Below are 20,562 nucleotides of genomic sequence, written 5' to 3'. Positions count from 1 at the left end.
CGCCCCTGGTCGTGCTTCGCAGAGGACCGCTTCCGACGATCGCTGCGTAAGCTCGCGGACTGCCGGAGCGGCGCGCGCAAGCCATTGCTGTCCCCAGCCGCAAATGCGCTCATGGATAGCGTTTAGAGATTGTTCTCCGCCATGAAGCTCTGCACGGCGTCCATGCAGGTCCGCCAGGCCGGCTCATAGTCCACGAGAACATGGTTGCGGCTCTCCAGCGGCACGAAACGGGCGCCGGGTATTCCTGAAGCCAGGGCCCGCCCTTGTTCGAGGGGAATGCGCTGGTCGTCTTTCGAATGGAGCACGATCGTCGGTACACTGACGAGGCCGAGCCGGTCGCGCACATCGATCTCACCGAACGCGTCCTGGAAGCGGGCGGCGTTGCGCGGCGAGGTGGTCACGCGCTGGAACTCGTCGAACCAGGCGAGTTCGTCAGGCCCGGCATCGGGCATGAAGGTTTGTGAGAAGATATGCCGATAGGCCGGGTTGTCCGTTCCCCATCCAAGTTCTGTGAGTGTGCGAACGGCTTCGCGCCGAGCCTGTTCCTCCGGGCTCGCGATGTGGCGCCACCCAGCGGCGTAGCCCCCGATCAGGATCAGCCCCGAGACCCGCTCGGGATGCCGCACGGCGTATTCGATGCACACGGCGGCCCCCTGGGATATGCCGAGCAGCGGGACGCGCTCCAGCGTCAGCGTGTCGGCCACCGTTTCAAGGTCCTCGACGAAAGCGCGGAAGTTCAGGTCCTTCACCTCCCAGTCCGACAGCCCGCAGCCGCGCTCGTCATAGCGGATCAGGGTCCGCGTGCGCGCGATTTCTGCGAAGCACTCGCCCCAGATCGGGCTCGTCCAATCAAACTCGAGATGGGTCAGCCAGTTGGCGGCTTTCAGCAGCGGGCGCCCGGAACCGACAGTCGCGTAAGCAATCTTGGTCCCGTCCGGCACCTCGCAGAAGCCAATGCGTTGCACGCGCAGCGCCCGTGCGCCGCCGGAGCGCGTGGAGAGACCCGCATCGGTCATGAGGGCCGGTTTCGACACCGCGCGTGGAGCGGAAGCCTTGCCCAGTGACGGGCAAAGCTCCGCGCCTTGTCCATGCCCGATCGCGGACTGCTCAAAGGCAGCCACGCCCTCGGGATCGGCAACCCGCCATAGGCGCATCCACTTCGGCGCGGAGACGGATGTCATGTTGGGGTGCGTGGCCAGCAGGCGGAGAACCCTGACCCGCGCCGCGCGGGCATCCTCCCGTTCGGCCGCCAACCAGCAGTCGAAGGCCTCGTCGCCCACGCCGTCGAGACCGTCGAGCAGGACGGCATCCAACTGCCGTGCCAAGTTCTCGAGCTCGGGGACCGTGAGCGCTTCGGCATCCTGGTGCAGCTGCTTGTGGGCATCGCGAATGTCGATGCGGGCTCCTGCGGTATCCAAGGTGACGCGCTCGCGATCCGCAATGATCCGGATCCGGTCGGGACCGTCGACCACCTTGCGCAGCTTGGACAGCGACCAACGCAGGGCCGCCTTGGGGTCGTCGGGCATATCCCAGAACAGCTCGCAGAGCCGCTCTCTGCGGTGGGGGCGCCCCGTGGCGACGAGGTAGGCCAGCAGGCCCCGGGCCTTGCGCGACGCCGGGAGCGGGATCTCGGACCCTTGCCGGACTACCCGCAGTTCTCCCAGAAGCAGAATCTCCAAGCCCGTGGCCGCCTTCGCTTCCGAGCAGGAAGCGGGTGGTTTTGTTTGCATGAATACAGTTCGTCCTAAAAATTGACCAATCAAAGGAGAGCCGGCCACAGAGAAGCCGGGCTTCAGCGCAATATAGTCATTTCAAGGCACTTCCACTGCGCGGACGTCGCGAAGTCTCCCTGCGGCTTTCCCCTACATCCGACATACGCGGAGTCAGGGCCAAGCGGCGTCGGAAGCTACAAAAAAACAACGCCGCACTGTGGCAATTACCACCACCCTTGCAACGCTCACCACAACGCTTCGGTGTACATTGGGTGCCTCAGCCGCACCGCACCGGCCGTCGCCGACCCTCTACCCCCATCCCGTACCGCGGGGAAGCGGCGGCCGGATCCCATCGACCTCTGCAATCATAGACTCGAGCAGGCTCATGAACGACCATGCCCTGAGTGTCGCGGCTCAACCTCGCAGCATCGACCCGACCACTCTGTACAGCCGGCCGCACGCACGCCTCGCCGAACTGCGTGAAGAGACGTCGCTGGTACAGCTCAAACCCAATCAGTATCTCGTGCTTCGCGCCGAACACGTGGTGCCGCTCTTCACCGATCCGAGGACGCGCCAGATCGAGGGCCCGGAGTTCGTGGCGATCCACCAGATTCCCGACGGAAACCTGGCCCGCTTTCTGTCGGATCTGTTCCTGTTCTCGAACGGTGCAGCACACCGCGCGAAGCGCAGCCTCTTCGCGCGCAGCTTCGCCCACCGGATCATGCGCGAGGCGCGGGGCCAGATCCGTGCGGTCGCGGACGGCATAGTCGACAGTCTGCCGCGGGGCCGGAGCTTCGACTTCGTCGACGCCATGGCTGCCCGCGTTCCCGCCGACATCATCGGCGCGATCCTGGGACTGCCGGCCTGCGACTCGCGGTACTTCGCCGAGCGCGTCTACAGCCTCGCCCGCGCGTTCTCGCCGATCTATCCGCACGAACACCACCAGGAGATCGAGAATGCCGCCGGAGAACTCTACGACTATGTCGAAGAGCAGCTCTGCGTGCGCGTGGCCGCACCGAGAGACGATCTGCTCACGGCCCTCGTCACCGACTGGCACGCAGAACGGAACATTCCCTTCGAAAGCCTCGTCTTTCAGATCGTCGGCGTGATCATCGGCGGCAGCGACACCACCCGCGCGGCTTTCGCCATGCTGGTCGCGCTGCTTCTCCAGCGCCCGGATGACTGGGCCGCGCTGCGGGCCGATCCGGCGCTGATACCCGGCGCAGTGAACGAGGGCATGCGCTACGACCCCTCGGTCGGGTCGATCCCCCGGGTGACGACGGCTCCAATCAGGTTCGACGGCATCGACCTGCCCCCGGGCGCGGTCCTGCGCCTCAGCACCATGTCGGCCATGCGCGACCCCGCGCTCTTCGACGATCCGGACCGCTTCGACATCCGCCGCGGCGATCATCCGCGCTTGCACCTGGTCTTCGGTATCGGCCCGCACCGCTGCGTCGGGGACATGCTGGCGCGGATCGAAATGGAGGAGAGTCTGGCCGCCATCCTCGATGCCGCGCCGGACATCAGGCTCGAGACGCCGCCGCAGATGCTGGGTTTCGGCGGGCTCCGCCAGATCACGCCGATGCAGGTCCGCATTCCGCAACCGCAGTCTTGAGAAGCAGAAAGCACGGCCGCCGTCAGAACCGCACTGAAAGACTCAAAGTCCCGAACTGGTTGCCGGCGTCCTGGCCGCGAAACTCCTTGCTGCGCCAGAGGTGCGTATAGGCCAGTCGGATGCGCTGGCCCAGGGTGACCGCCAGGCCCGCCTGGACGTCCAGCACCAGCGGGCGCTTGTCGACACTGTGGCTGTCACGGAAGGTGTTGCCGTCCAGAAAGATGTTTCGCACGACAAGTCGGCCTTCTGCGCCAGCAAAGAGGTACCAGCCGAAGTCGTCGTCCGGGCGGAAGTAGTCGGAGCCGGGCAGGGCGGGGCGCAGGCGCGGCGGCCCGTAGTCGTTTGGCAGGTCCTCGCCAAGGCGCAGGGTCATGCCGCCGGCACCGTAGGTGTAGACGTTGCCGAGCGCGCCGCCCAGGTGCGGCGTGACGTCGACCGCCAGTTCGTCCAGAACAACGAGATCGCTGACCCTGGCCTCCCAGAGGTTTCGCCATTTGCGTTCGTAGTAGAGAACGATCCCCGGCTCGTTCTCGAGCTGGTTCTCCCAGCCTTCGGGAATCTGCACGTTGATCAGCTTGTGGTATTCGATCTGCGTCTTATCGGCCAAAGACGCGGGTCCGACGACCCCGATGTTGAGCTCCAGGTTGTCCAGGCGCTGGCCGTTCTCCGAAACCAGGCCGATGCCGCCGAAGAGCCAGCCGGCATAGGGGCGGTCGTCTTCCTGAAGGGCGCGCTCCTCGATGCGCTCCGGCGTGAAGATGTCCTGGCCCAGGCTGTAGGTGACGCGCAGCCGCCCGTCGTCCGGAAACAGCGGCAGGGCCTTGGCCGCGTCCTCGACGGCCTCCGGCACCTGACCGTCGGGCGAAAGGGCGGCAATGCGGCTGCCGTGGGTGAAGTGCCGGTCCGAACCGCCGAAGATATCGTTGCTGAACTGTACCGTGACGATCCAGGCCGGGTCGGGGTCCAGAGGAGCCGACCGCTCCTGATCCGCTGCCGCCATGATGGGCCAGGCCAGGCAGAGCAGCCCCGCCGCGGCTGCAAGAGAACGCTTCATCACCGGACCCGGCCCCCAAAAGCTGACTGCGGCCGGCGCTTGGCGCCGGCATCCTAGGTGAGACCGGCAGCTTGGCCGAATGTTCCACCTGCTGTCCTGCATACGGCCCTGCATACGGCAATGATCCTAAGAAAACCACGGATTCCCGCCGCCGTCGGCGGGTTCTGCGCCTGTACGTAGGAAAACGGCTCTGCTATTGTGCGCCGCGCAATTCTAAGGGAGATCTGCCATGACCGCCTGCATCGTCGGCTGGAGCCACACGCCTTTCGCCAAGCACGAGGGCGAGGATGTCGAGTCGCTGATCGGCAAGGTGGCGATCCAGGCGCTGGAAGACGCCGGGATCGGCCCGGACGAGGTGGACGAGATTGTGGTCGGCCACTTCAACGAGGGCTTTTCCCGTCAGGCCTTTCCCTCTTCGTTGGTGCTGCAGTTCGACGACCGCTTCCGCTTCAAGCCGGCAACGCGGGTCGAGAATGCCTGTGCCACCGGCTCCGCGGCGATCCACCAGGGGCTGAAGTCCATCGCGGCGCGTTCCGCGCGCTTCGTGCTGGTGGTCGGGGTCGAGAAGATGACCGGCATTTCCGGCCGGGAGATCGGCGATGTGCTGCTCAAGGCCTCCTACCTGAAGGAGGATGGCGACATCGAGGGCGGCTTTGCCGGGGTCTTCGGCCTCATCGCCCAGCAGTACTTCCAGAAGCACGGCGACCAGTCGGACGCTCTCGCGCGTATTGCGGCCAAGAACCACAGCAACGGCGTTGCCAACCCCCTGGCGCAGATGCGCAAGGACCTGGGCTACGACTTCTGCCGCGAGGTTTCGGAGAAAAACCCGCTGGTCGCCGGACCGCTGAAGCGCACGGACTGCTCGCTGGTTTCCGACGGCGCCGCGGCCCTGGTGCTGACCGACGTCGAGACGGCGCTGGCGATGAACAAGGCGGTGGTTTTCCGCGCCGCCCAGCAGGTGAACGATTTCCTGCCCATGAGCAAGCGCGACATCACCCTCTTCGAGGGCTGCGAGCAGGCCTGGAACCAGGCGCTGGAGGCCGGGGCGGTGACGTTGGATGATCTCAGCTTCGTCGAAACCCACGACTGCTTCACCATCGCCGAGCTGCTGGAATACGAGGCCATGGGCCTGACCAAGCGCGGGCAGGGCGCGCGGGCCATCGCCGAGGGCTGGACGGAGAAGGACGGCAAGCTGCCGGTCAATCCCTCCGGCGGCCTGAAGTCCAAGGGCCACCCCATCGGCGCCACGGGGGTGTCCATGCATGTCATGACCTCCATGCAGTTGACGGGCACTGCGGGGGACATGCAGGTGAAGGATGCCAAGCTGGGCGGCGTCTTCAACATGGGCGGGGCCGCGGTGGCCAACTACGTTTCGATCCTCGAGCCCCTGCGCTGAAGTCGACGCACATCTTCGAGGGCCGGCTGCCGTGGGTAACGTGATGAATCTGGGCGGGCTGCTGTCGCAGACCGCCCGCCGCGACCCGGATGGGACGGCGCTGGTCTGGGGAGACCGCTCCTGGACCTGGGCCGAAACCAATGCGCGGGTGAATGCACTGGTAGCAGCGCTGCGGCGGCGCGGGCTCGGCAAGGGCGACCCCATTCTGGTGCAGGCCCGGAACTCCCATCAGATGTTCGAGAGCCTTTGGGCCGCCTTCAAGCTGGGCGGCATCTGGGTCCCGACCAACTTCCGCCTGACGCCGCCGGAGGTCGCCTACATCGCCACCTCCTCAGGCGCCCGCGCGCTGATCTGCGACGACGTCTTCACCGAGCATGCCGCCGCGGTGAAGGCAGCCTCTGCGGACCTCGTTCTGACGGTTGCGATCGGGACGGCCGGCGCGGGCGAGGTGGCCTATGAAGACCTTGTGACAGAGGGTGAAACGGCGGGTGAGGCCGCGGGCGACGAGGAGGCCGAGGTCGACTACCACGACCCCTGCTGGTTCTTCTTTACCTCCGGCACCACGGGGCGCCCGAAGGCCGCGGTGCTGACCCACGGCCAGCTCGCCTTCGTGGTGAACAATCATTTGGCCGACCTCATGCCCGGCACCGGGCCCGGCGACGCTTCCCTGGTGGTGGCGCCGCTCAGCCACGGGGCCGGCGCCCATGCACTGTCCCAGGTGGCGCGCGGGGTAAAGTCGGTCCTGCTGGCGGGCGAGCGCTTCGACGAGGCGGAGGTCTGGAAGCTTGTCGAGGACCACCGCATCACCAACATGTTCACCGTGCCGACCATCCTCACCCGCATGGTGCGTCATGCGGCGGTCGACCAGGTCGATCATTCCTCGCTGCGCTACGTGATCTACGCCGGCGCACCGATGTACCGCGCCGACCAGAAGCAGGCTCTGGAGAAACTCGGCAAGGTGATCGTGCAGTACTACGGCCTGGGCGAGGTGACGGGGAATATCACCGTCCTGCCCGCCGAGCTGCACAGCCTGGACGACGCGGCCATGCCGGTCGGCTCCTGCGGCTACGCGCGCACGGGCATGGAGATCGCCATCATGGATCCGGACGGCAAGCGCCTGGCGGAGGGAAAGCAGGGCGAGATCTGCGTGCGCGGCCCCGCCGTCTTCGCCGGCTATCACGACAATCCGGAAGCCAATGCCAAGGCGCTGAAGGACGGCTGGTTTCACACCGGCGACCTCGGCCGCCTGGATGCGCGGGGTTTCCTCACCATCACCGGGCGCGCCTCCGACATGTACATCTCCGGTGGCTCCAACGTTTATCCCCGCGAGGCCGAGGAGGCTCTGCTCACCCACCCCGCAGTGGCGGAGGTCGCCGTCCTCGGCGTTCCCGACCCGGATTGGGGCGAGAGCGGTGTGGCGGTGGTCGTGACTGCCGCTGAGCAGAGGACCGACGAAGCGACGCTGCTGGCTTTCCTGAAGGACAAGCTGGCGCGATACAAGCAGCCGCGCCGCGTCTTCTTTTGGGACGAGTTGCCGAAGTCCGGCTACGGCAAGGTGCCCAAACACCTGATCCGCGATCAGCTCTATGCCCGTGGCGATCTGACCCGGGATGCGGCGCAATGAGGGTGAGGCCGTGAGAACCCTGGTTCAACCCGGAACGCCGCTACAGCCGCGCCGCATTCTGGAATGGGCCGACGTGGGCGGCGACCTGCGAATCACGCTGGCCGGCGGCCAGGATCTGCTGCTTGGCGTGACGCAGGCCTTGGAGGCCCGAGGCGTGCGCCACGCCGCGGTCCAGGTGCTCGCCGCCGACATTGCCCGGATGGCTTACCTGACCGGGCAGGCGGACGCCTCCGGTCAGCGTGCGGCCACCTATGGGGCACCGACCTGGCTGGAGGGTCCGGTCACCCTGCTGGGTGCCAACGGTATCCTCGGGCCGGGGCCGGGGCGCGCGACCCTGCTGCACTGTCACGCGGTGGTGGTCGATGCCGCCGGACGGCTGCACGGCGGCCACCTGCCGCCCGGCGACTGCCGCCTCGGCCCCGGCGGTGCGACGGCGATCGCCGCACCGCTCAGGGGTGCGGCTTTTGCGGCGGCCTATGACAGCGAAACCAACTATCCGCTGTTCCAGCCGGTTCGTTTGGCAGCCTCAGGAGGCGGGGAGTGAGTGGCACGGCGGAGATCGAGAACGGTACTCTCGGCCGCCTGGCCGTTATCCGCCTGCGCCCCAACGAGGACCTGGTGACGGGGATCGAGACGGCCTGCCGCGAGCACGGCCTACGCCATGCGCTGGTGCGCTCGGCCGTCGGAAGCCTTGTGGACGCCCGTCTGGATGCCGGCGGCAAGGTCGTCACGGTGACAGGGCCCGGGATCGAGATCCTCACCCTCGGCGGGGAGCTGCGCACGGGCGCCGGTGGGGCGCTGACCAGCGACCTGCGCGGGACGCTGTCCGACAGCGATGCCCGGGTCTACGGGGGGCGGTTCCGCCGCGGGGAAAACCCCATCTGCATCACCCTGGAGCTGGTGCTTCAGGAATGGCTGCCCCAAGGCGATGGGTGACAAAGAAAAGCAAAGGAAAGGAGCCGGGCGTGTTCAAGGCGATACTCTTGGAGGAAAGCGACGGCAAGGTGGCCGCCAGGCTGACCGAGCTGGACGACGACCGCCTGCCGGAAGGGGACGTAACGGTGGCCGTGGACTACTCCACCTTGAACTACAAGGACGGCATGGTTCTGAACGGCATCGGACGCCTGGTGCGCACCTATCCTCATGTGCCGGGCATCGATTTCGCCGGCACGGTGGCCGACAGCAGCCATCCGGACTACAAGGCCGGCGACCCGGTTGTCCTGACCGGCTGGCGGGTTGGCGAGATGCACTGGGGCGGCCATGCCGAGAAGGCCAGGGTAAAGGGGGACTGGCTGGTCCCCCTGCCGGAGGGACTGACGGCCAAGCGCGCCATGGCGATCGGCACCGCGGGCTTTACCGCCATGCTGGCGGTGATGGCGCTGGAGGACCATGGCCTGGACCCGGCCAAGGGCGAGGTTCTGGTGACCGGGGCGGCCGGCGGCGTCGGCTCCGTTGCCGTCGCGATCCTCCACAAGCTGGGCTATCAGGTGGCGGCCTCCACGGGACGGCCGGAGACCCATGATTACCTGACCGGACTGGGGGCGACGACCCTGATCGAGCGCTCGGAGATCGCCGAGCCCTCGGGGCGGCCTTTGGACCGGGAGCGCTGGCAGGCCTGCATCGATTCCGTCGGCGGCAAGACCCTGGCCTGCGTCCTGCCGCAGATCGCCTATGGCGGCTCGGTCGCTGCCGTCGGCCTGGCCGGCGGCAACACGCTGGAGACGACGGTGCTGCCGTTCCTGCTGCGCGGCGTCAACCTGCTGGGCATCGATTCGGTCATGTGCCCGCTGCCGCGGCGCAAGACGGCCTGGGCGCGGCTGGTGCGCGACCTGCCGATGGACAAGCTGGACGGCATGATCAACGAGGCAAAGCTGTCGGACCTGCTCACGCTTGGCGGCGAGATCCTGAAGGGTCAGGTGCGCGGCCGCGTGGTGGTGGACACCCATGCGTAGAGAGACAGATGACCGCATCTCCGCAGCCTGACATCGATCTGCCGGTCACCTCCGTCGTAGAGGCTCTGCCGGGCCAGGCGGCCTACACCAGAGTCAGCCTGCGGATCTACGACCTCATGGTGCTGGGGTTTTCCAACCGCTTTCTCTGGGGCTGCCCGACAGGGGAACTGTTGAAACTCTACGACGGCAACGTCAGCGCCAGCCATCTGGATGTCGGGGTTGCGACCGGCTTCTTTCTGGACCGTTGCCGTTTTCCGGTCGCGCAGCCGCGGCTTGCCCTGCTGGATCTCAATCAGACTTGCCTGGATACGGCGGCGCGGCGAGTGGCCCGCCTCAGCCCTGAGATCTACCGTGCCAATGTGCTGCAGCCGATCCCCATCGAGGCGCCGCCCTTTCAATCTATCGCGATGATGTACCTGCTCCACTGCCTGCCGGGACCGATGGCCCGCAAGGCCGCGGCTTTCGGGTATCTGAAGGCCCACTTGGCGCCGGGAGGCCGCTTCTTCGGGGCGACCGTCCTGGGGTGCGGCGTGACCCACAATGCGCTGGGGCGCCGGGTGATGGCGCTCTACAACGCTAAGGGCATCTTCGGCAACGCGGAGGACGATGCGGAGAGCCTGCGCCAAGCTTTGTCTGACCACTTCACGGACGTGGAACTGAGCATGCACGGCCGGGTCGCCCTCTTCAGCGCACGAGGCTGAGGCGGGCTGCTCCTCCGCCTTTCCGCGCGGCCCGGGGCATGCCATAAGGGCCGCACCAAGGCGAACTGCGAAAGGTGTGGAGATGGGAATCGAAGTTGGCGGGTTTTTCGGCCTGCTGCTGCTGATCGCCAATGTCTGGGCGATCGTCAAGACCGTACAAAGCGGCGCCTCGACGGGCGCCAAGGTGTTCTGGATCGTCCTGATCCTGGTTCTGCCGCTCATCGGCCTGATCATCTGGCTGTTTGCGGGACCGCGCGGATAGACCGGCGGCTGATGCCACGCTATGTTGTAGATCTGTGAGGCATTTCCATCGTCCGCCGCTGATCTGGGCTATCAACCGAGGGGGAATTGCGTGGTTAGGAAAATCGCCGTTGCTTTCGTGGCCGCTGTTACTGTTGCCGGTCTGGCACTGCCGGCCCAGGCCCAGCTCAATCCCTTCAAGCGGTCCGGCTTTGAGTTGACGCCGGAAGACATCCAACTGCTGCAGACCGCTGCCGCCCGCCTTTACGAAGGAGAGACGGCCGAGGTGGGCACGGTGGAAACATGGTCGAACGCGGCCAGCGGAAATACCGGCGCTGTTCAACTGGTCCAGATCTTTGAACATCAGGGCCTGACCTGCCGGCGCCTGCAGCACGACATCAAGGTCAACGACGTCGATAATACATTCCGCTACATCTTCGACCGCTGCAAGACGGCTGCGGGCGAGTGGAAGCTGCTCTAGAGCGGATCATGTTTAGGCGCAAACGCCTTTGTGTTTGCGCCTAAACATGTGAATCCGTTCTACACTCAAGACTCAGAGCAGATTCACCGGATGTGATGAATCGCTCTCGCGATTCCATCAGATCCGGATCTGCTCTAGCGCGCAGCCCCGCTCGCTGATCTGGCTTCCAAGGTCTGTTCGATGCGGCGATAAAGGGCCTCGCCGCGCAGTGGGTCTATGTCCGGATCGCGCTGGAGCACCGGCAGATGGGACCAGCCTTCCTCGACAGCCCGCTCGAGCAGCGCCAAGGCTGGCGTAACCTCCCCGGCGCGCGCAAGGAAGCAGACAAGATAGTAAGACATCGGATCGCTGTGTTCGAACAGCGCGTCCGCCTGCTCTAGGGCTTCGTCCCTCTCGCCAAACTCCAGCAGACAGGAAACCTGATCGCAGAGCGCCCGGAAGTCGCCGGGATAGGCGAGCAGGTAGTGCTCGATTCGCACCTTGGCGCGGGCGAGATTTGCTCGGGCACGCGCCGGATCGCCAATCCGCCGCCGCGCCTTGCCCGCAAGCAGGAGCGAATGGAAGTCTTCCGGATCCAGTCGCGCCGCCTGTTCCAGCATGGCAGCGGCCGGCGAGAAGTCGCCTGCCGCAAAGCAGGCCCGTCCCAGAAGGTAGTGCGTGAGGCTGCAGTCCGGGCGGCCCCGCAGGGCCGTTTGGAAACTGCCATAGCTGCGCTCTACGTCGCCGGAGGCGGAGTAGACGATCCCCAACGCCGAGTGCAGCTCTGGGCTCTGAGGGTCGATGTTCAGGCCGCGCTCGCAGGCGTCGTAGGCGCGGAAGAGATGATCGCCGCCGGCGCTGTAGTACATGTCGGCAAAGGCCTCGGCCCTGGCCAGGCCGGCATAGGCAGGCGCATAGTCCGGATGAGAGTCGACCACCTCGGCGAACATGGCTATTGCGGCCTGGGTGTTGCGGGCACCGCCGTGGGTGAAGGCCTGGCTTGCTTCCAGGAATCGGGCATAGGCATCCAGTTCGATGGGTCGACCTTCTGCGCGCGAATCCGGGGCAGTCGGTGATACGCCTTGACGGGCCTCTGCTCCGCTACGAGGCTGTGCCGGTTGCAGTATGCGGTAGCCTGCTTTGTGCACCGTGTCGAAGAACTGCGGTTTGCGCGCGTCGTCGCCGAACGCACGGCGCAGTTCCGCAATCGCCTGGGTCAGAACCTCCTCGCCGACGGTCACCTCCGGCCAGACCCGATCCAGCAGCGTTTCCCGGGTAAGGACGCTGCCCTGCGCCTCCACCAGAACCGTCAGCACATGAAGGGCTTTCGGCGACAGCCGCCGCGAGCGTTCGCCCTGGCTGATTTGCCGCGTTGCGGGGTTGACAGCCCAACCTCCCAGACAAAACGGTCCCAAGTCTCCCTCCCTTTTGCGGTCGCCTGCTGATCCGGATCCGCGCGGTCGGCATCGACCCTGTTTCCGACTGAACCCTTATGGCTTCTGAGCCATCACGTTGCGGGCGAAGACCAGATCAGTGCTCTCAAATCCTTCCGTGAAGCGGTTACAAACCGCCTGCAGCAGCGTGGTCGCTTCATCCGACCGGCCCTGGCGTTGCCAGAGGCGCGCAAGACTGCAGGTCGCGCGCAGTTCCAGCGCCAGGGCGCCTTGTTCGCCGGCAACGCGGCGCGCCTGTTTGAAGTGGTGCTCGGCAACACGGTGCTGGTCGCCGCGCGCGCGCAACTGGATCTCCCCCAGCATCCGATGGGCCTCGCTCTTGGCCCAGTGATTCTGGCGCTTCTCGCTGATTTCCTCGAAGACTTCGTTGATGACGCAGCGCGCCTCGTTGAACTGCCCGGCCTCGGCCAGACAGTCCGCGAAGAGCGCGTAATGATAGGGTTCGCGGGCGGTGCCTCCGGCGCGCTTCGCGCGGTCGAGCACCTGGCGCATGTCGTTCAGCGCCTGGGGATCCCGGTGTTCCTTGAAGCGGCACCATGCGAGGGCAAAGCTGCCGATGTTGGCGTGCATGGCAAAGCCGAGGTCTTCGCCCAATTGCCGCAGCCGGGTGGCCGCCGGGCCGAGGGCCGCGCGGTCCCGCCCCGCCAGATAAAGATCGGTGGCATTGAGGAAGACGCCGGCGATGGTCGGGCGGTGGCCGATGTTTTCCGCCAGGGCGATGGCGGCCTCCATCTCGTGGTTTGCCGACTCTGGTTTTCCCTGCAGACCCAGGGCAATGGCCCGCGTCCCCCGCGCGCAGCAGATGGGGTCGTGGCCGCCGAAGGGGTAGTGGGGGGCGGTGCGAAAGCGCGGATCGTCCAGGGCCAGGCCGGCTTCGGCATGCTCGATCGCCCGGGTCAGCGATCCTGTGAAGCGCGCTGTCGTCCAGATCGCATGGTGGGCCTGCAGATCCAGCTCCGCATCCGGCTCCTGCTTGGAGAGGGCCAGCAGGTCCTCGGCAAGGGCTTCCGATGCTTCGAAGCGCGCGTTCATGACGGTGTAGCGCCACAGGCCCCAGAGCGCCACGAAGCCGTTGCGCGATCGGGCAATGCGCCGGCTGAGCGCGCAGGCCTGGCGATAGACCTCGCCGGCCTCGGCGGCGCCGGCGCCCTTGAGAGCCTGGAGAATGACGCCGAGGTCGACCAGCACGGCCAGCTTGATCTCGGCAAGGGCGTCTTCGGCGGGTTCGCTATCGATCAGGCTGAGGGCCGTTTCGTAGTGCGCCACCGCCTCGATGCCCGTGGCCCGCGCTGCAGCCTGGCGGCCGGCGGCCCGCCAATGGGCGATGGCCTCGCGCTTGCGGCCGGCCTCCGTCAGATGCCGGGCCAGGATCTCCGGGCGCTGATCGACAAGCTTCGCGAAGTCCCGCGCCAGCACATCGGCGATATCCTGATGGATCGTGCGCCGGGCTTTGGCGACAAGGCCGAGATAGGCGACGTCTTGTGTCAGCGCGTGTTTGAAAGCGAAAACGTGATCCGGGGCGCCGTGCCGTTCATAGAGCAGCTCGGTCTGCTGCAGATGCATCAGGCTGTCGCGCCGCGCCGCCGTATCCAGCCCATCGATCCTTTCCAGCAGGCCGAGCGGGATGCGTGCCCCGACAACTGCTGCAATCTGCAACAGCCGCTTCTCGCGGGCCGGCAAACGGTCGACGCGCGCCGCGATCACCGCCTGGACGGTGTCCGGGATGGCAACGACGTGGCGCCCATCGCCGGGGTAGGTGAAGGCCAGTTCCTCGAGGAAGAAGGGGTTGCCTTGCGCCCGCCGGACAACGTGATCCATGGCATCCTGCGTGAGCGCGGACCTGCGTGGCACCGAACGAATCAGGGCGCCGCTGTCGCCGGCGCCCAGGGCCGGCAAAGCAATCTGCGTCGCAGAGGATTGGCTCTGCCAGGGTGCGCGGTAGCCGGGCCGGTGTGTGACCAGGAGCAGCGCGGCGATGCCGGTCAGACGCATCGCCTGTTGGGCCAGCCAGGCCTCAGAGGTCGCGTCGATCCAGTGCAGGTCTTCGATCAGGATGACGAGCGGCGCCCGTTTCGCCGCGTCTGCGACAAGGCGATGCAGACCGTCGAAGATGCGTTGCTTCTTCTGGTCCGCGGACAGTGGCTCCAGAACGGCGCTGTCGAACGGCAGGCCGAGAAGCTGCTGGAAGAGCGCTGCGGTTTCGTCGTTGTCGAGACCGGCCTTCCAAAGCCGGTCCGCCAGCGCCTCAGCAGGATCGGCTTCCTCGGGGGCGTGGTCCAGGCTGCACAGCTCTTGCAGCAGGCGGGCGAGCGGCAGGTAGGGGCTGCTGCGGCCGTGCGGCAGACAGTGGGCGCGCAGGAACCGTGTCCCGCTGTCGGTGAGGCGTGCTTCCAACTCGGCGGTCAGGCGGGATTTGCCGATTCCCGGGTCGCCGGTCACCGTGATGACCTGCCCGCCGGCGGTGCGCAGCGAGTCGATGCGGTCGAGCAGCATGTCCAGTTCCCGGTCGCGCCCGACGAAGCGGCTGAGAAAGGGCTGTCCGCGGCGGGGCACGCCGGAGCGCCGGTTGGTGAAGGCATGCACCTGATATACCTTCGCCTTGTTCCCGCCGACGGGCGCGCTCTTCGGTTCGAAGACCGAGGTGATCAGTTCCGAGCCGACGATCCTGCAGGTATCTGCGCTGGCCAGAAGCACGCCGGCCGGTGCCGCAAGACGATGGTGTTTGGCGGTCTCTGTGGTTACGCCGATTGCCGTGAAGATTTCGCGCGAGCCCGGTCCGCGGAAGCCGACCACTGCAGGCCCTGTGTGAATGCCGACACTGAGCTGCGGCACCTTGCGATCGTCACCGAGGCGCAGGCACTCCCCCACGAAGCGCCGCATGAGCTCCCGGGCTGCGCCGATAGCGCAGCGCGGATGATCCTCGAGCGCCTGCGGCGCGCCGAAAAGCGCCACCAGGCCGTCGCCCTGCCATTGGGCGATCGTACCGTCGTACCGGGTCACCACTTCCTGTGCGATCTGATGAAGGAAGTCGATCGTTTCGGCGATGGTTTCGGCATCGACCTCGGCTGCGAGGGCGGCGGCATCGTTAAGAGCACAGTCCAGCACCGTGACCTGTTTGTGCTCGCGGCCGAGAACGAAGATCGCCGGCTGTTCGGCCGGGTTTCCTTCGCTATGGCCTTCTTCTGATGGGGTCGCTGCGGCAGCGGGGTCGGCGTCCTCGGGTGCGCCTTCGCTGAGCGCAGGCGTCCGCACCTCCGCGAGCAGACGATAGCCCGCCTTGGGCACGGTCTCGATGTAACGCGGCGCCCGGGCGCTGTCGCGAAAGGCACGGCGAAGCTCGGCGATGGCCTGGGTGAGCACCTCTTCGCCGACCGTCACCTCGGGCCAGACCCTGTCGAGCAGGTCTCCGCGCGACACCACTTCGCCTTCGGCTTCCGCCAGAGCCGTCAGGACCAGGGCGGATTTCGGTGAAATCCGCTGCGTCTTCTCGCCCTGCGTTATCCGCCGTGAGGCCGGGTCGATGCTCCAGTCACCGATCTGAAACGCTGCCGCCGACGCCCTTAGCTTGGCCCTTACCTTAGCCCTTACCTTAGGCAGACTCGGTCTGTCTCCCACACATACTCCCACTGAACTCTCCCAAGTCCCTCAATGGGGCAGGGATCATGGTGAGGCTTTGTTTCAGTTGCATTTCCCCTGAAAGCGGATCCCGGCCCGGGGATCACAAGTTCGTGAACCCTCGCGGCTGCGGGCCTTAGGCATTGCGGTCCAGGCCGGCTAGGCGGGGCGTCCAGCTGCATCTTTCACATATTTCTTTTCTTTTCTTCAGGTCTTTGCCCCAGCCGAGACGCTACCTCCGCAGCCATAGGAGGCGCCGGTCCCACGGTCGCTGCTGGCGACGGCAACTCTTGGTCGAGCCTCACAAAGACATTTCGATGACCTGAACGAAGCAAGGAAGAGGTAGAACCATGGCGCTGCAATTGAACGATACTGCCCCGGACTTTACGGCCCAGACGACCGAGGGAGCCATCAGCTTTCACGACTGGATCGGCGACGGCTGGGCGGTCCTGTTTTCCCACCCCAAGGACTTCACGCCGGTCTGCACCACCGAGCTGGGCTACATGGCCAAGATGAAGCCCGAGTTCGAGAAGCGCAACGTCAAGGTCGTCGGCCTCAGCGTCGACCCCATCGAGGACCACGCGCGCTGGGCTTCGGACATCGAGGAGACGCAAGGCCACGCCCCGAACTTCCCCATCATCGGCGACTCCGAACTGAAGGTCGCCAAGCTGTACGGCATGCTGCCGGCCACTGCCGGCGATACGTCGAACGGCCGTACCGCGATGGACAATGCGACCGTTCGCACGGTCTACGTCGTCGGCCCGGACAAGAAGATCAAGCTGATGGTGGTCTATCCCATGAGCACCGGGCGGAACTTCGACGAGATCCTCCGGGTGATCGACTCCCTGCAGCTTACCGCCAACCACTCTGTGGCGACGCCGGTGAACTGGAAGCAGGGCGAGGATGTGATCATCGTTCCGGCCCTGGCCGATGAGGAAGCGCGCAAGAAGTTTCCCGACGGCTGGCGCGCGCCCCGTCCTTACCTGCGGATCGTTGCCCAGCCCGACTGAGGTTGCCCGGGATCAAGCAGAAGTATCGGGCGCGAAGACGCAGAACACCCATCTCGCCGCGCTGGTTCCGGGCCGGGCTTCTCCCGTCCCGGCCCGGAGCCGCAAACGAAGAAAGCGCTGCTATGCAGAACGACTTGGAAGCGGCCAAGGCGAAGGCCGAGGCGACCTATAACTCAGCCGCAGACCTCTTCGACGCGGGTTCAAACGCCTTCTGGTCACGGCACGGGCAGGGAACCGTCGAACGGCTCGACCTTCTGCCCGGTGCCACGGTGCTGGACGCCGGTTGCGGGACCGGCGCTTCCGCCATTCCGGCAGCCGAGCGCGTGGGCCCGCGCGGCACCGTCGTTGCCGTCGACCTGGCCGAAAACATGCTGGGTCAGGGCCGCGCCCGGGCGGCGAGCCGCGGACTGACCAACATCGATTTCCGCCGTGGCGATATGTCCGACCTCGGCTTTCCGGATATGCACTTCGATGCCGTGGTCTGCGTGTTCGCGGTCTTCTTCGTTCCGGATATGGAGCGGCTGACAGCGGAGCTCTGGCGCATGGTGCGGCCCGGCGGTCAGCTTGCCATCACCTCCTGGGGCTCCAGTTTCCTGAAACCCTGTGTGGAGTCTTTCTGGGACGAAGTGGAAACCCTGCGTCCGGACCTGCACCGCGCCTTCAATCCCTGGGAGCGTATCGACAGCCGGGGCAGCCTACTGCAGATGCTCCAGGCCGCCGGTCTTTCCAACATCGAGGTCGAAGAACACCAGGACCGCCAGCACCTCGCCAGTCCAGAAGACTGGTGGACCGTGGTGCTGGGCTCCGGACTGTGCTGGACCGTCGACCAGATGGCGCCGGACGAGGCTCGGGCCCTTTACCAGGCAAATGTGAAGTGGGTGCGCGACAGCGCCGTCGCCTCCTTCGACACCAGCGTTCTCTACGCCAGGGCCCGCAAGCCTCAGGCATGACGGGCACAGGCCAAGACCTTGGAATCAGGGGCGGAAGCGGGGGCGTACGTCAGGCAGCGGCCAGGACGGCCAATCAGAAAACCAACCGGCGGCGTGGGGCCGCCAAGCCAAAGCGAAGAGAAGGAACGAAAGATGATAGGACTCAGTCAAGGGATCAGCCGCTTTCTGGCGCCGCTTGCCCTGATCGGGCTCACGGCCTGCGCCAGCCACGCTGCTGATGACGGCTATGCCAATAAGCAGCTTCTGACAGATACCGAAACCCTTCATGTGATGATCGAAACCGGGCCGGTGAACATCGTCGACGTCCGCCCGAAGGAGGCTTACGACAAGGGCCATATTCCGGGCGCGGTACACCTTGGGGCCGACGATGTTGTCGACCCCGATGCCCACGTCGATGGCGATCTGCTGCCGCACGCAACCCTGGTGCGGATGCTCGGCGAGCGCGGCATCGACAAGGACACGCCCGTCGTTTTCTATGACGACAAGGGCGGCTTCCACGCGGCGCGGCTGTTCTGGATGGTGGAGTACTTCGGCCATCGCCAGGCGAGCGTTCTGAACGGCGGCTTTCCGAAATGGGTTGCAGAAGACCGCAAGGTCAGCACCCGGGCACCGAAGGTGAAGGAGACTTCCTTTGCCTATACGCGGACGCCGCGCCGCCACGCCACCGCGGACTGGCTTCTGGACCGCCAGGGTGACGACTCGGTGGTGGTGATCGATGTGCGCCCGTCCAAGCTCTACAACGACGGCCACATTCCCTGGGCGCAGTCGATCCCCTGGAAACAGAATCTGGCCGAGGACGGCACCTTGAAGCCCGCTGCGGAGCTGCTGAAGCACTTCGCCAGCCACGGCGTGACGCCGGACAGGAACGTCGCGGTGCACTGTCAGGTGGGTAAGGCTGCTGCGCATACCTACCTGACGCTGCGGGTGCTGGGCTATCCGCGGGTGCGCAGCTACGACCGCTCCTGGGCGGAGTGGGGCAAGGCCGACGATCTGCCGAAGTCTGCTGCCGAGTTGGGCGGCTGACCGCTCGGAGGCCAGGCGGCTTCTCCCGATGTCACGGTGTCCCCAAGTCCTGCTCTGGGGAGGTCGCCTGGTTTCCAGCGTCGAGCGTACAGGAGCGATTCATGATCTTCCGCCAGCTTTTCGATCCGCGGTCCTGCAGCTTCACCTACCTGGTCGCCAGCCGGCGCGGCGGCGAGGCGATCCTGATCGACCCCGTCAACGATCTGGTGCCGCGTTACCTGCGGCTGCTGATCAGCCTGGACCTGCAGCTTGTACAGGCGGTCGACACGCATCTTCACGCCGACCACGTGACCGGGCTTGGCGCGCTGAAACGGACGACAGGCTGCCTGACGGCGATGAGCGCGGAGACCCGCTGCGAGATGGTCGACATCCGGTTGCGTGACGGCGACCTGCTGCGGGCCGACGAGCTTGTCCTGCGGGCGATCCACACGCCGGGCCACACGCCCGACTCTCTCTGTGTGGTCATGACCGACCGGGTCTTCACCGGCGACACCCTGCTGATCGGCGGCACCGGGCGCACCGACTTTCAGGGTGGCGATGCCGGTGCTCAGTACGACGCGCTCTTCGGGCGAATCCTGACCATGCCGGACGAAACGCTGGTCTATCCCGGCCACGACTACAAGGGCCGCTGGGTCAGCAGCCTCGGTGAAGAGAAAGCCCTGAATCCGCGCCTGCAGGCGCCCACGCGGGACGACTATGTGAACCTCATGGGCAAGCTCAACCTGGCACCGCCCAAGATGATGGATGTCGCGCTTCCGGCCAACCTGCGGCTCGGGCTGCCGGAAACTTCCGGTGCAGACAAAGGCCGGAACGGCAAGACAGGCACCAACGCGATCGCTGCTCTGGCGCCCTTCACCGGCTTCTGAGGAGGGCTGCTAGGACTTGGGGAGCGTGTCCATGTCGGTGCCGAAGCAGAGGACGTTGCCGTCGGGGTCGGTCACCTCGAACTCGCGCATGCCGTAGACCGCGTTTTCCAGCGGGCGGGTGATCCTGGCGCCGGCCGCTTCGAATTCGCGGCAGAGGACATCGACGTCCGCGCAGTGCAGGTAGGCATCCCAACCCCCGGGACTGGTCGGCGGGGGGCCGTGCCAGGCATCGACGAAGACCACCGCGCGGTCCCGCTCGAAAATGCCGAAGCGGGCCGGGTCGCCGCCTTCCTCGAGAATGCGAAAGCCCAGGGTCTCGACATAGAACGCCCGCGCGCGCGGATAGTCGCCGGTCTTGAGCACGGGCGTCGAACGCGTCAGCGCGGCTTTGGTCTCGTCGGCCATGGGTTTGAACCTTATTGCGGCGGCGGCGCGGTCGGCGCAGAGATGTCGACCATCAGGCCGTCCGGGTCGACCGTGATGAAGCGCCGCTGGCCGTAGAAGGTGTCCTGAGGCTCCTGGACGATGCGGCAGCCCTGCGCGCGGGCGCGCTCAAAGGCGGCATCGGCGTCCGCCACCACAAAGGTCAGATAGAGGCCCGAGGGGCGGCCCCGCAGAGCGGGGGGGATCAGGTCGTTGCTCTCTTCGATCAGCCCCAATTCGAAGCGTTCTGCCGCCGGGTCGGTCAAGATCACGTACCAGTCGCTGTCGAAATGGACCTTCAGGTCCAGAAGGCCGACGTAGAAGTCTCTGCTAGCCTTCAGATTCTGCACCATGATGTTGGTTAACAGGCGATCGACCATGGCTGCCCGTCCTTTGCGGCTTTGTGAGGGGGAGGGGACAGGGCTATGCTCGAAGAGCCCTGCGGAAGAAACTGGGCGTCCGGATGG

The 20,562-nt window shown here is 66.1% G+C and carries 19 protein-coding genes; 13 read left to right on the top strand and 6 right to left on the bottom strand.

Features of this window, described 5'->3' with window-relative positions; translation table 11 throughout:
* Positions 1–122 precede the first annotated feature (122 nt).
* Positions 123–1,679, bottom strand: coding sequence for an alpha/beta hydrolase (locus tag Q0982_RS18560; RefSeq protein WP_299397992.1), 1,557 nt, complete (start codon positions 1,677–1,679; stop codon positions 123–125).
* A gap of 418 nt (positions 1,680–2,097) precedes the next feature.
* On the opposite strand from Q0982_RS18560, the gene Q0982_RS18555 reads away from it, so the two are divergent.
* Positions 2,098–3,327 (top strand): cytochrome P450, encoded by a 1,230-nt coding sequence (locus Q0982_RS18555; protein WP_299397989.1) that lies wholly within the window; start codon positions 2,098–2,100, stop codon positions 3,325–3,327.
* A gap of 22 nt (positions 3,328–3,349) precedes the next feature.
* Here the strand turns inward: Q0982_RS18555 and Q0982_RS18550 are convergent, their stop codons facing one another.
* Complete coding sequence (locus Q0982_RS18550) at positions 3,350–4,381, bottom strand: lipid A deacylase LpxR family protein (RefSeq protein ID WP_299397988.1); 1,032 nt, start codon at positions 4,379–4,381, stop codon at positions 3,350–3,352.
* 229 nt (positions 4,382–4,610) lie between these two features.
* Between Q0982_RS18550 and Q0982_RS18545 the strand changes: the two genes are divergently transcribed.
* From Q0982_RS18545 to Q0982_RS18510, 8 genes are all read left to right on the top strand, one after another.
* Positions 4,611–5,777 (top strand): acetyl-CoA acetyltransferase, encoded by a 1,167-nt coding sequence (locus Q0982_RS18545; protein WP_299397985.1) that lies wholly within the window; start codon positions 4,611–4,613, stop codon positions 5,775–5,777.
* Positions 5,778–5,808: 31 nt separating this feature from the next.
* A complete protein-coding gene (locus Q0982_RS18540) occupies positions 5,809–7,401 on the top strand; it encodes an acyl-CoA synthetase (protein WP_322097064.1) in 1,593 nt (530 codons plus the stop codon).
* Between the two features lie 10 nt (positions 7,402–7,411).
* A complete protein-coding gene (locus Q0982_RS18535; protein ID WP_299397983.1) occupies positions 7,412–7,945 on the top strand; it encodes a DUF296 domain-containing protein in 534 nt (177 codons plus the stop codon).
* Positions 7,942–8,337 (top strand): PPC domain-containing DNA-binding protein, encoded by a 396-nt coding sequence (locus tag Q0982_RS18530; protein WP_299397982.1) that lies wholly within the window; start codon positions 7,942–7,944, stop codon positions 8,335–8,337. Before Q0982_RS18535 ends, Q0982_RS18530 begins: the two co-directional genes overlap by 4 nt.
* Before the next feature lie 29 nt (positions 8,338–8,366).
* Positions 8,367–9,353, top strand: a complete 987-nt coding sequence (locus tag Q0982_RS18525; protein WP_322097063.1) for an MDR family oxidoreductase — start codon at positions 8,367–8,369, stop codon at positions 9,351–9,353.
* An 8-nt stretch (positions 9,354–9,361) separates the two neighbouring features.
* Positions 9,362–10,054 (top strand): class I SAM-dependent methyltransferase, encoded by a 693-nt coding sequence (locus tag Q0982_RS18520; protein WP_299397977.1) that lies wholly within the window; start codon positions 9,362–9,364, stop codon positions 10,052–10,054.
* An 82-nt stretch (positions 10,055–10,136) separates the two neighbouring features.
* On the top strand, positions 10,137–10,316 hold the full coding sequence (locus Q0982_RS18515; protein ID WP_299397975.1) for a PLD nuclease N-terminal domain-containing protein: 180 nt from the start codon (positions 10,137–10,139) through the stop codon (positions 10,314–10,316).
* Positions 10,317–10,406: 90 nt separating this feature from the next.
* A complete protein-coding gene (locus Q0982_RS18510; RefSeq protein ID WP_299397973.1) occupies positions 10,407–10,775 on the top strand; it encodes a hypothetical protein in 369 nt (122 codons plus the stop codon).
* A 134-nt stretch (positions 10,776–10,909) separates the two neighbouring features.
* Here Q0982_RS18510 and Q0982_RS18505 read toward each other — a convergent pair whose 3' ends face one another.
* Positions 10,910–12,169 carry a winged helix-turn-helix domain-containing protein gene (locus Q0982_RS18505; RefSeq protein ID WP_299397970.1) on the bottom strand — a complete coding sequence of 420 codons (1,260 nt, stop codon included), beginning with the start codon at positions 12,167–12,169 and terminating at the stop codon, positions 10,910–10,912.
* Positions 12,170–12,244: 75 nt separating this feature from the next.
* Entirely contained in the window at positions 12,245–15,823 is a 3,579-nt protein-coding gene (locus Q0982_RS18500; protein ID WP_299397967.1) for an AAA family ATPase, read from the bottom strand.
* Between the two features lie 350 nt (positions 15,824–16,173).
* Between Q0982_RS18500 and Q0982_RS18495 the strand changes: the two genes are divergently transcribed.
* From Q0982_RS18495 to Q0982_RS18480, 4 genes are all read left to right on the top strand, one after another.
* Positions 16,174–16,833, top strand: coding sequence for a peroxiredoxin (locus Q0982_RS18495; RefSeq protein ID WP_299397965.1), 660 nt, complete (start codon positions 16,174–16,176; stop codon positions 16,831–16,833).
* Between the two features lie 122 nt (positions 16,834–16,955).
* Entirely contained in the window at positions 16,956–17,783 is an 828-nt protein-coding gene (locus Q0982_RS18490) for a class I SAM-dependent methyltransferase (protein ID WP_299397962.1), read from the top strand.
* 132 nt (positions 17,784–17,915) lie between these two features.
* Positions 17,916–18,806: a sulfurtransferase gene (locus Q0982_RS18485; RefSeq protein WP_299397960.1), complete on the top strand. Its 891-nt coding sequence runs from the start codon at positions 17,916–17,918 to the stop codon at positions 18,804–18,806.
* Between the two features lie 101 nt (positions 18,807–18,907).
* Positions 18,908–19,672 carry an MBL fold metallo-hydrolase gene (locus Q0982_RS18480; protein WP_299397958.1) on the top strand — a complete coding sequence of 255 codons (765 nt, stop codon included), beginning with the start codon at positions 18,908–18,910 and terminating at the stop codon, positions 19,670–19,672.
* Positions 19,673–19,681: 9 nt separating this feature from the next.
* On the opposite strand, the gene Q0982_RS18475 is transcribed toward Q0982_RS18480, so the two are convergent.
* Both Q0982_RS18475 and Q0982_RS18470 read right to left on the bottom strand, forming a co-directional pair.
* The gene (locus Q0982_RS18475; RefSeq protein ID WP_299397956.1) at positions 19,682–20,077 is read right to left on the bottom strand and encodes a glyoxalase superfamily protein; all 396 of its coding nucleotides are present in this window, start codon (positions 20,075–20,077) and stop codon (positions 19,682–19,684) included.
* 11 nt (positions 20,078–20,088) lie between these two features.
* Positions 20,089–20,475, bottom strand: coding sequence for a VOC family protein (locus Q0982_RS18470; RefSeq protein ID WP_299397953.1), 387 nt, complete (start codon positions 20,473–20,475; stop codon positions 20,089–20,091).
* Positions 20,476–20,562 lie beyond the last annotated feature (87 nt).

The sequence above is a fragment of the Pelagibius sp. genome (assembly GCF_028281305.1).
Classification (GTDB): Bacteria; Pseudomonadota; Alphaproteobacteria; order Kiloniellales; family Kiloniellaceae; genus Pelagibius.
The sequence above is the reverse complement of the archived record's forward strand: the minus strand, read 5'-3'. Positions and strand labels throughout refer to the sequence as shown.

What these genes read in the sequence shown, in the direction of transcription:
- Q0982_RS18555 (WP_299397989.1), top strand. Translation starts at nt 2,098, where the DNA reads ATGAACGACCATGCCCTGAGTGTCGCGGCTCAACCTCGCAGCATCGAC.
- Q0982_RS18550 (WP_299397988.1), bottom strand. Translation starts at nt 4,381, where the DNA reads ATGAAGCGTTCTCTTGCAGCCGCGGCGGGGCTGCTCTGCCTGGCCTGG.
- Q0982_RS18545 (WP_299397985.1), top strand. Translation starts at nt 4,611, where the DNA reads ATGACCGCCTGCATCGTCGGCTGGAGCCACACGCCTTTCGCCAAGCAC.
- Q0982_RS18520 (WP_299397977.1), top strand. Translation starts at nt 9,362, where the DNA reads ATGACCGCATCTCCGCAGCCTGACATCGATCTGCCGGTCACCTCCGTC.
- Q0982_RS18515 (WP_299397975.1), top strand. Translation starts at nt 10,137, where the DNA reads ATGGGAATCGAAGTTGGCGGGTTTTTCGGCCTGCTGCTGCTGATCGCC.
- Q0982_RS18495 (WP_299397965.1), top strand. Translation starts at nt 16,174, where the DNA reads ATGGCGCTGCAATTGAACGATACTGCCCCGGACTTTACGGCCCAGACG.
- Q0982_RS18490 (WP_299397962.1), top strand. Translation starts at nt 16,956, where the DNA reads ATGCAGAACGACTTGGAAGCGGCCAAGGCGAAGGCCGAGGCGACCTAT.
- Q0982_RS18485 (WP_299397960.1), top strand. Translation starts at nt 17,916, where the DNA reads ATGATAGGACTCAGTCAAGGGATCAGCCGCTTTCTGGCGCCGCTTGCC.
- Q0982_RS18480 (WP_299397958.1), top strand. Translation starts at nt 18,908, where the DNA reads ATGATCTTCCGCCAGCTTTTCGATCCGCGGTCCTGCAGCTTCACCTAC.
- Q0982_RS18475 (WP_299397956.1), bottom strand. Translation starts at nt 20,077, where the DNA reads ATGGCCGACGAGACCAAAGCCGCGCTGACGCGTTCGACGCCCGTGCTC.
- Q0982_RS18470 (WP_299397953.1), bottom strand. Translation starts at nt 20,475, where the DNA reads ATGGTCGATCGCCTGTTAACCAACATCATGGTGCAGAATCTGAAGGCT.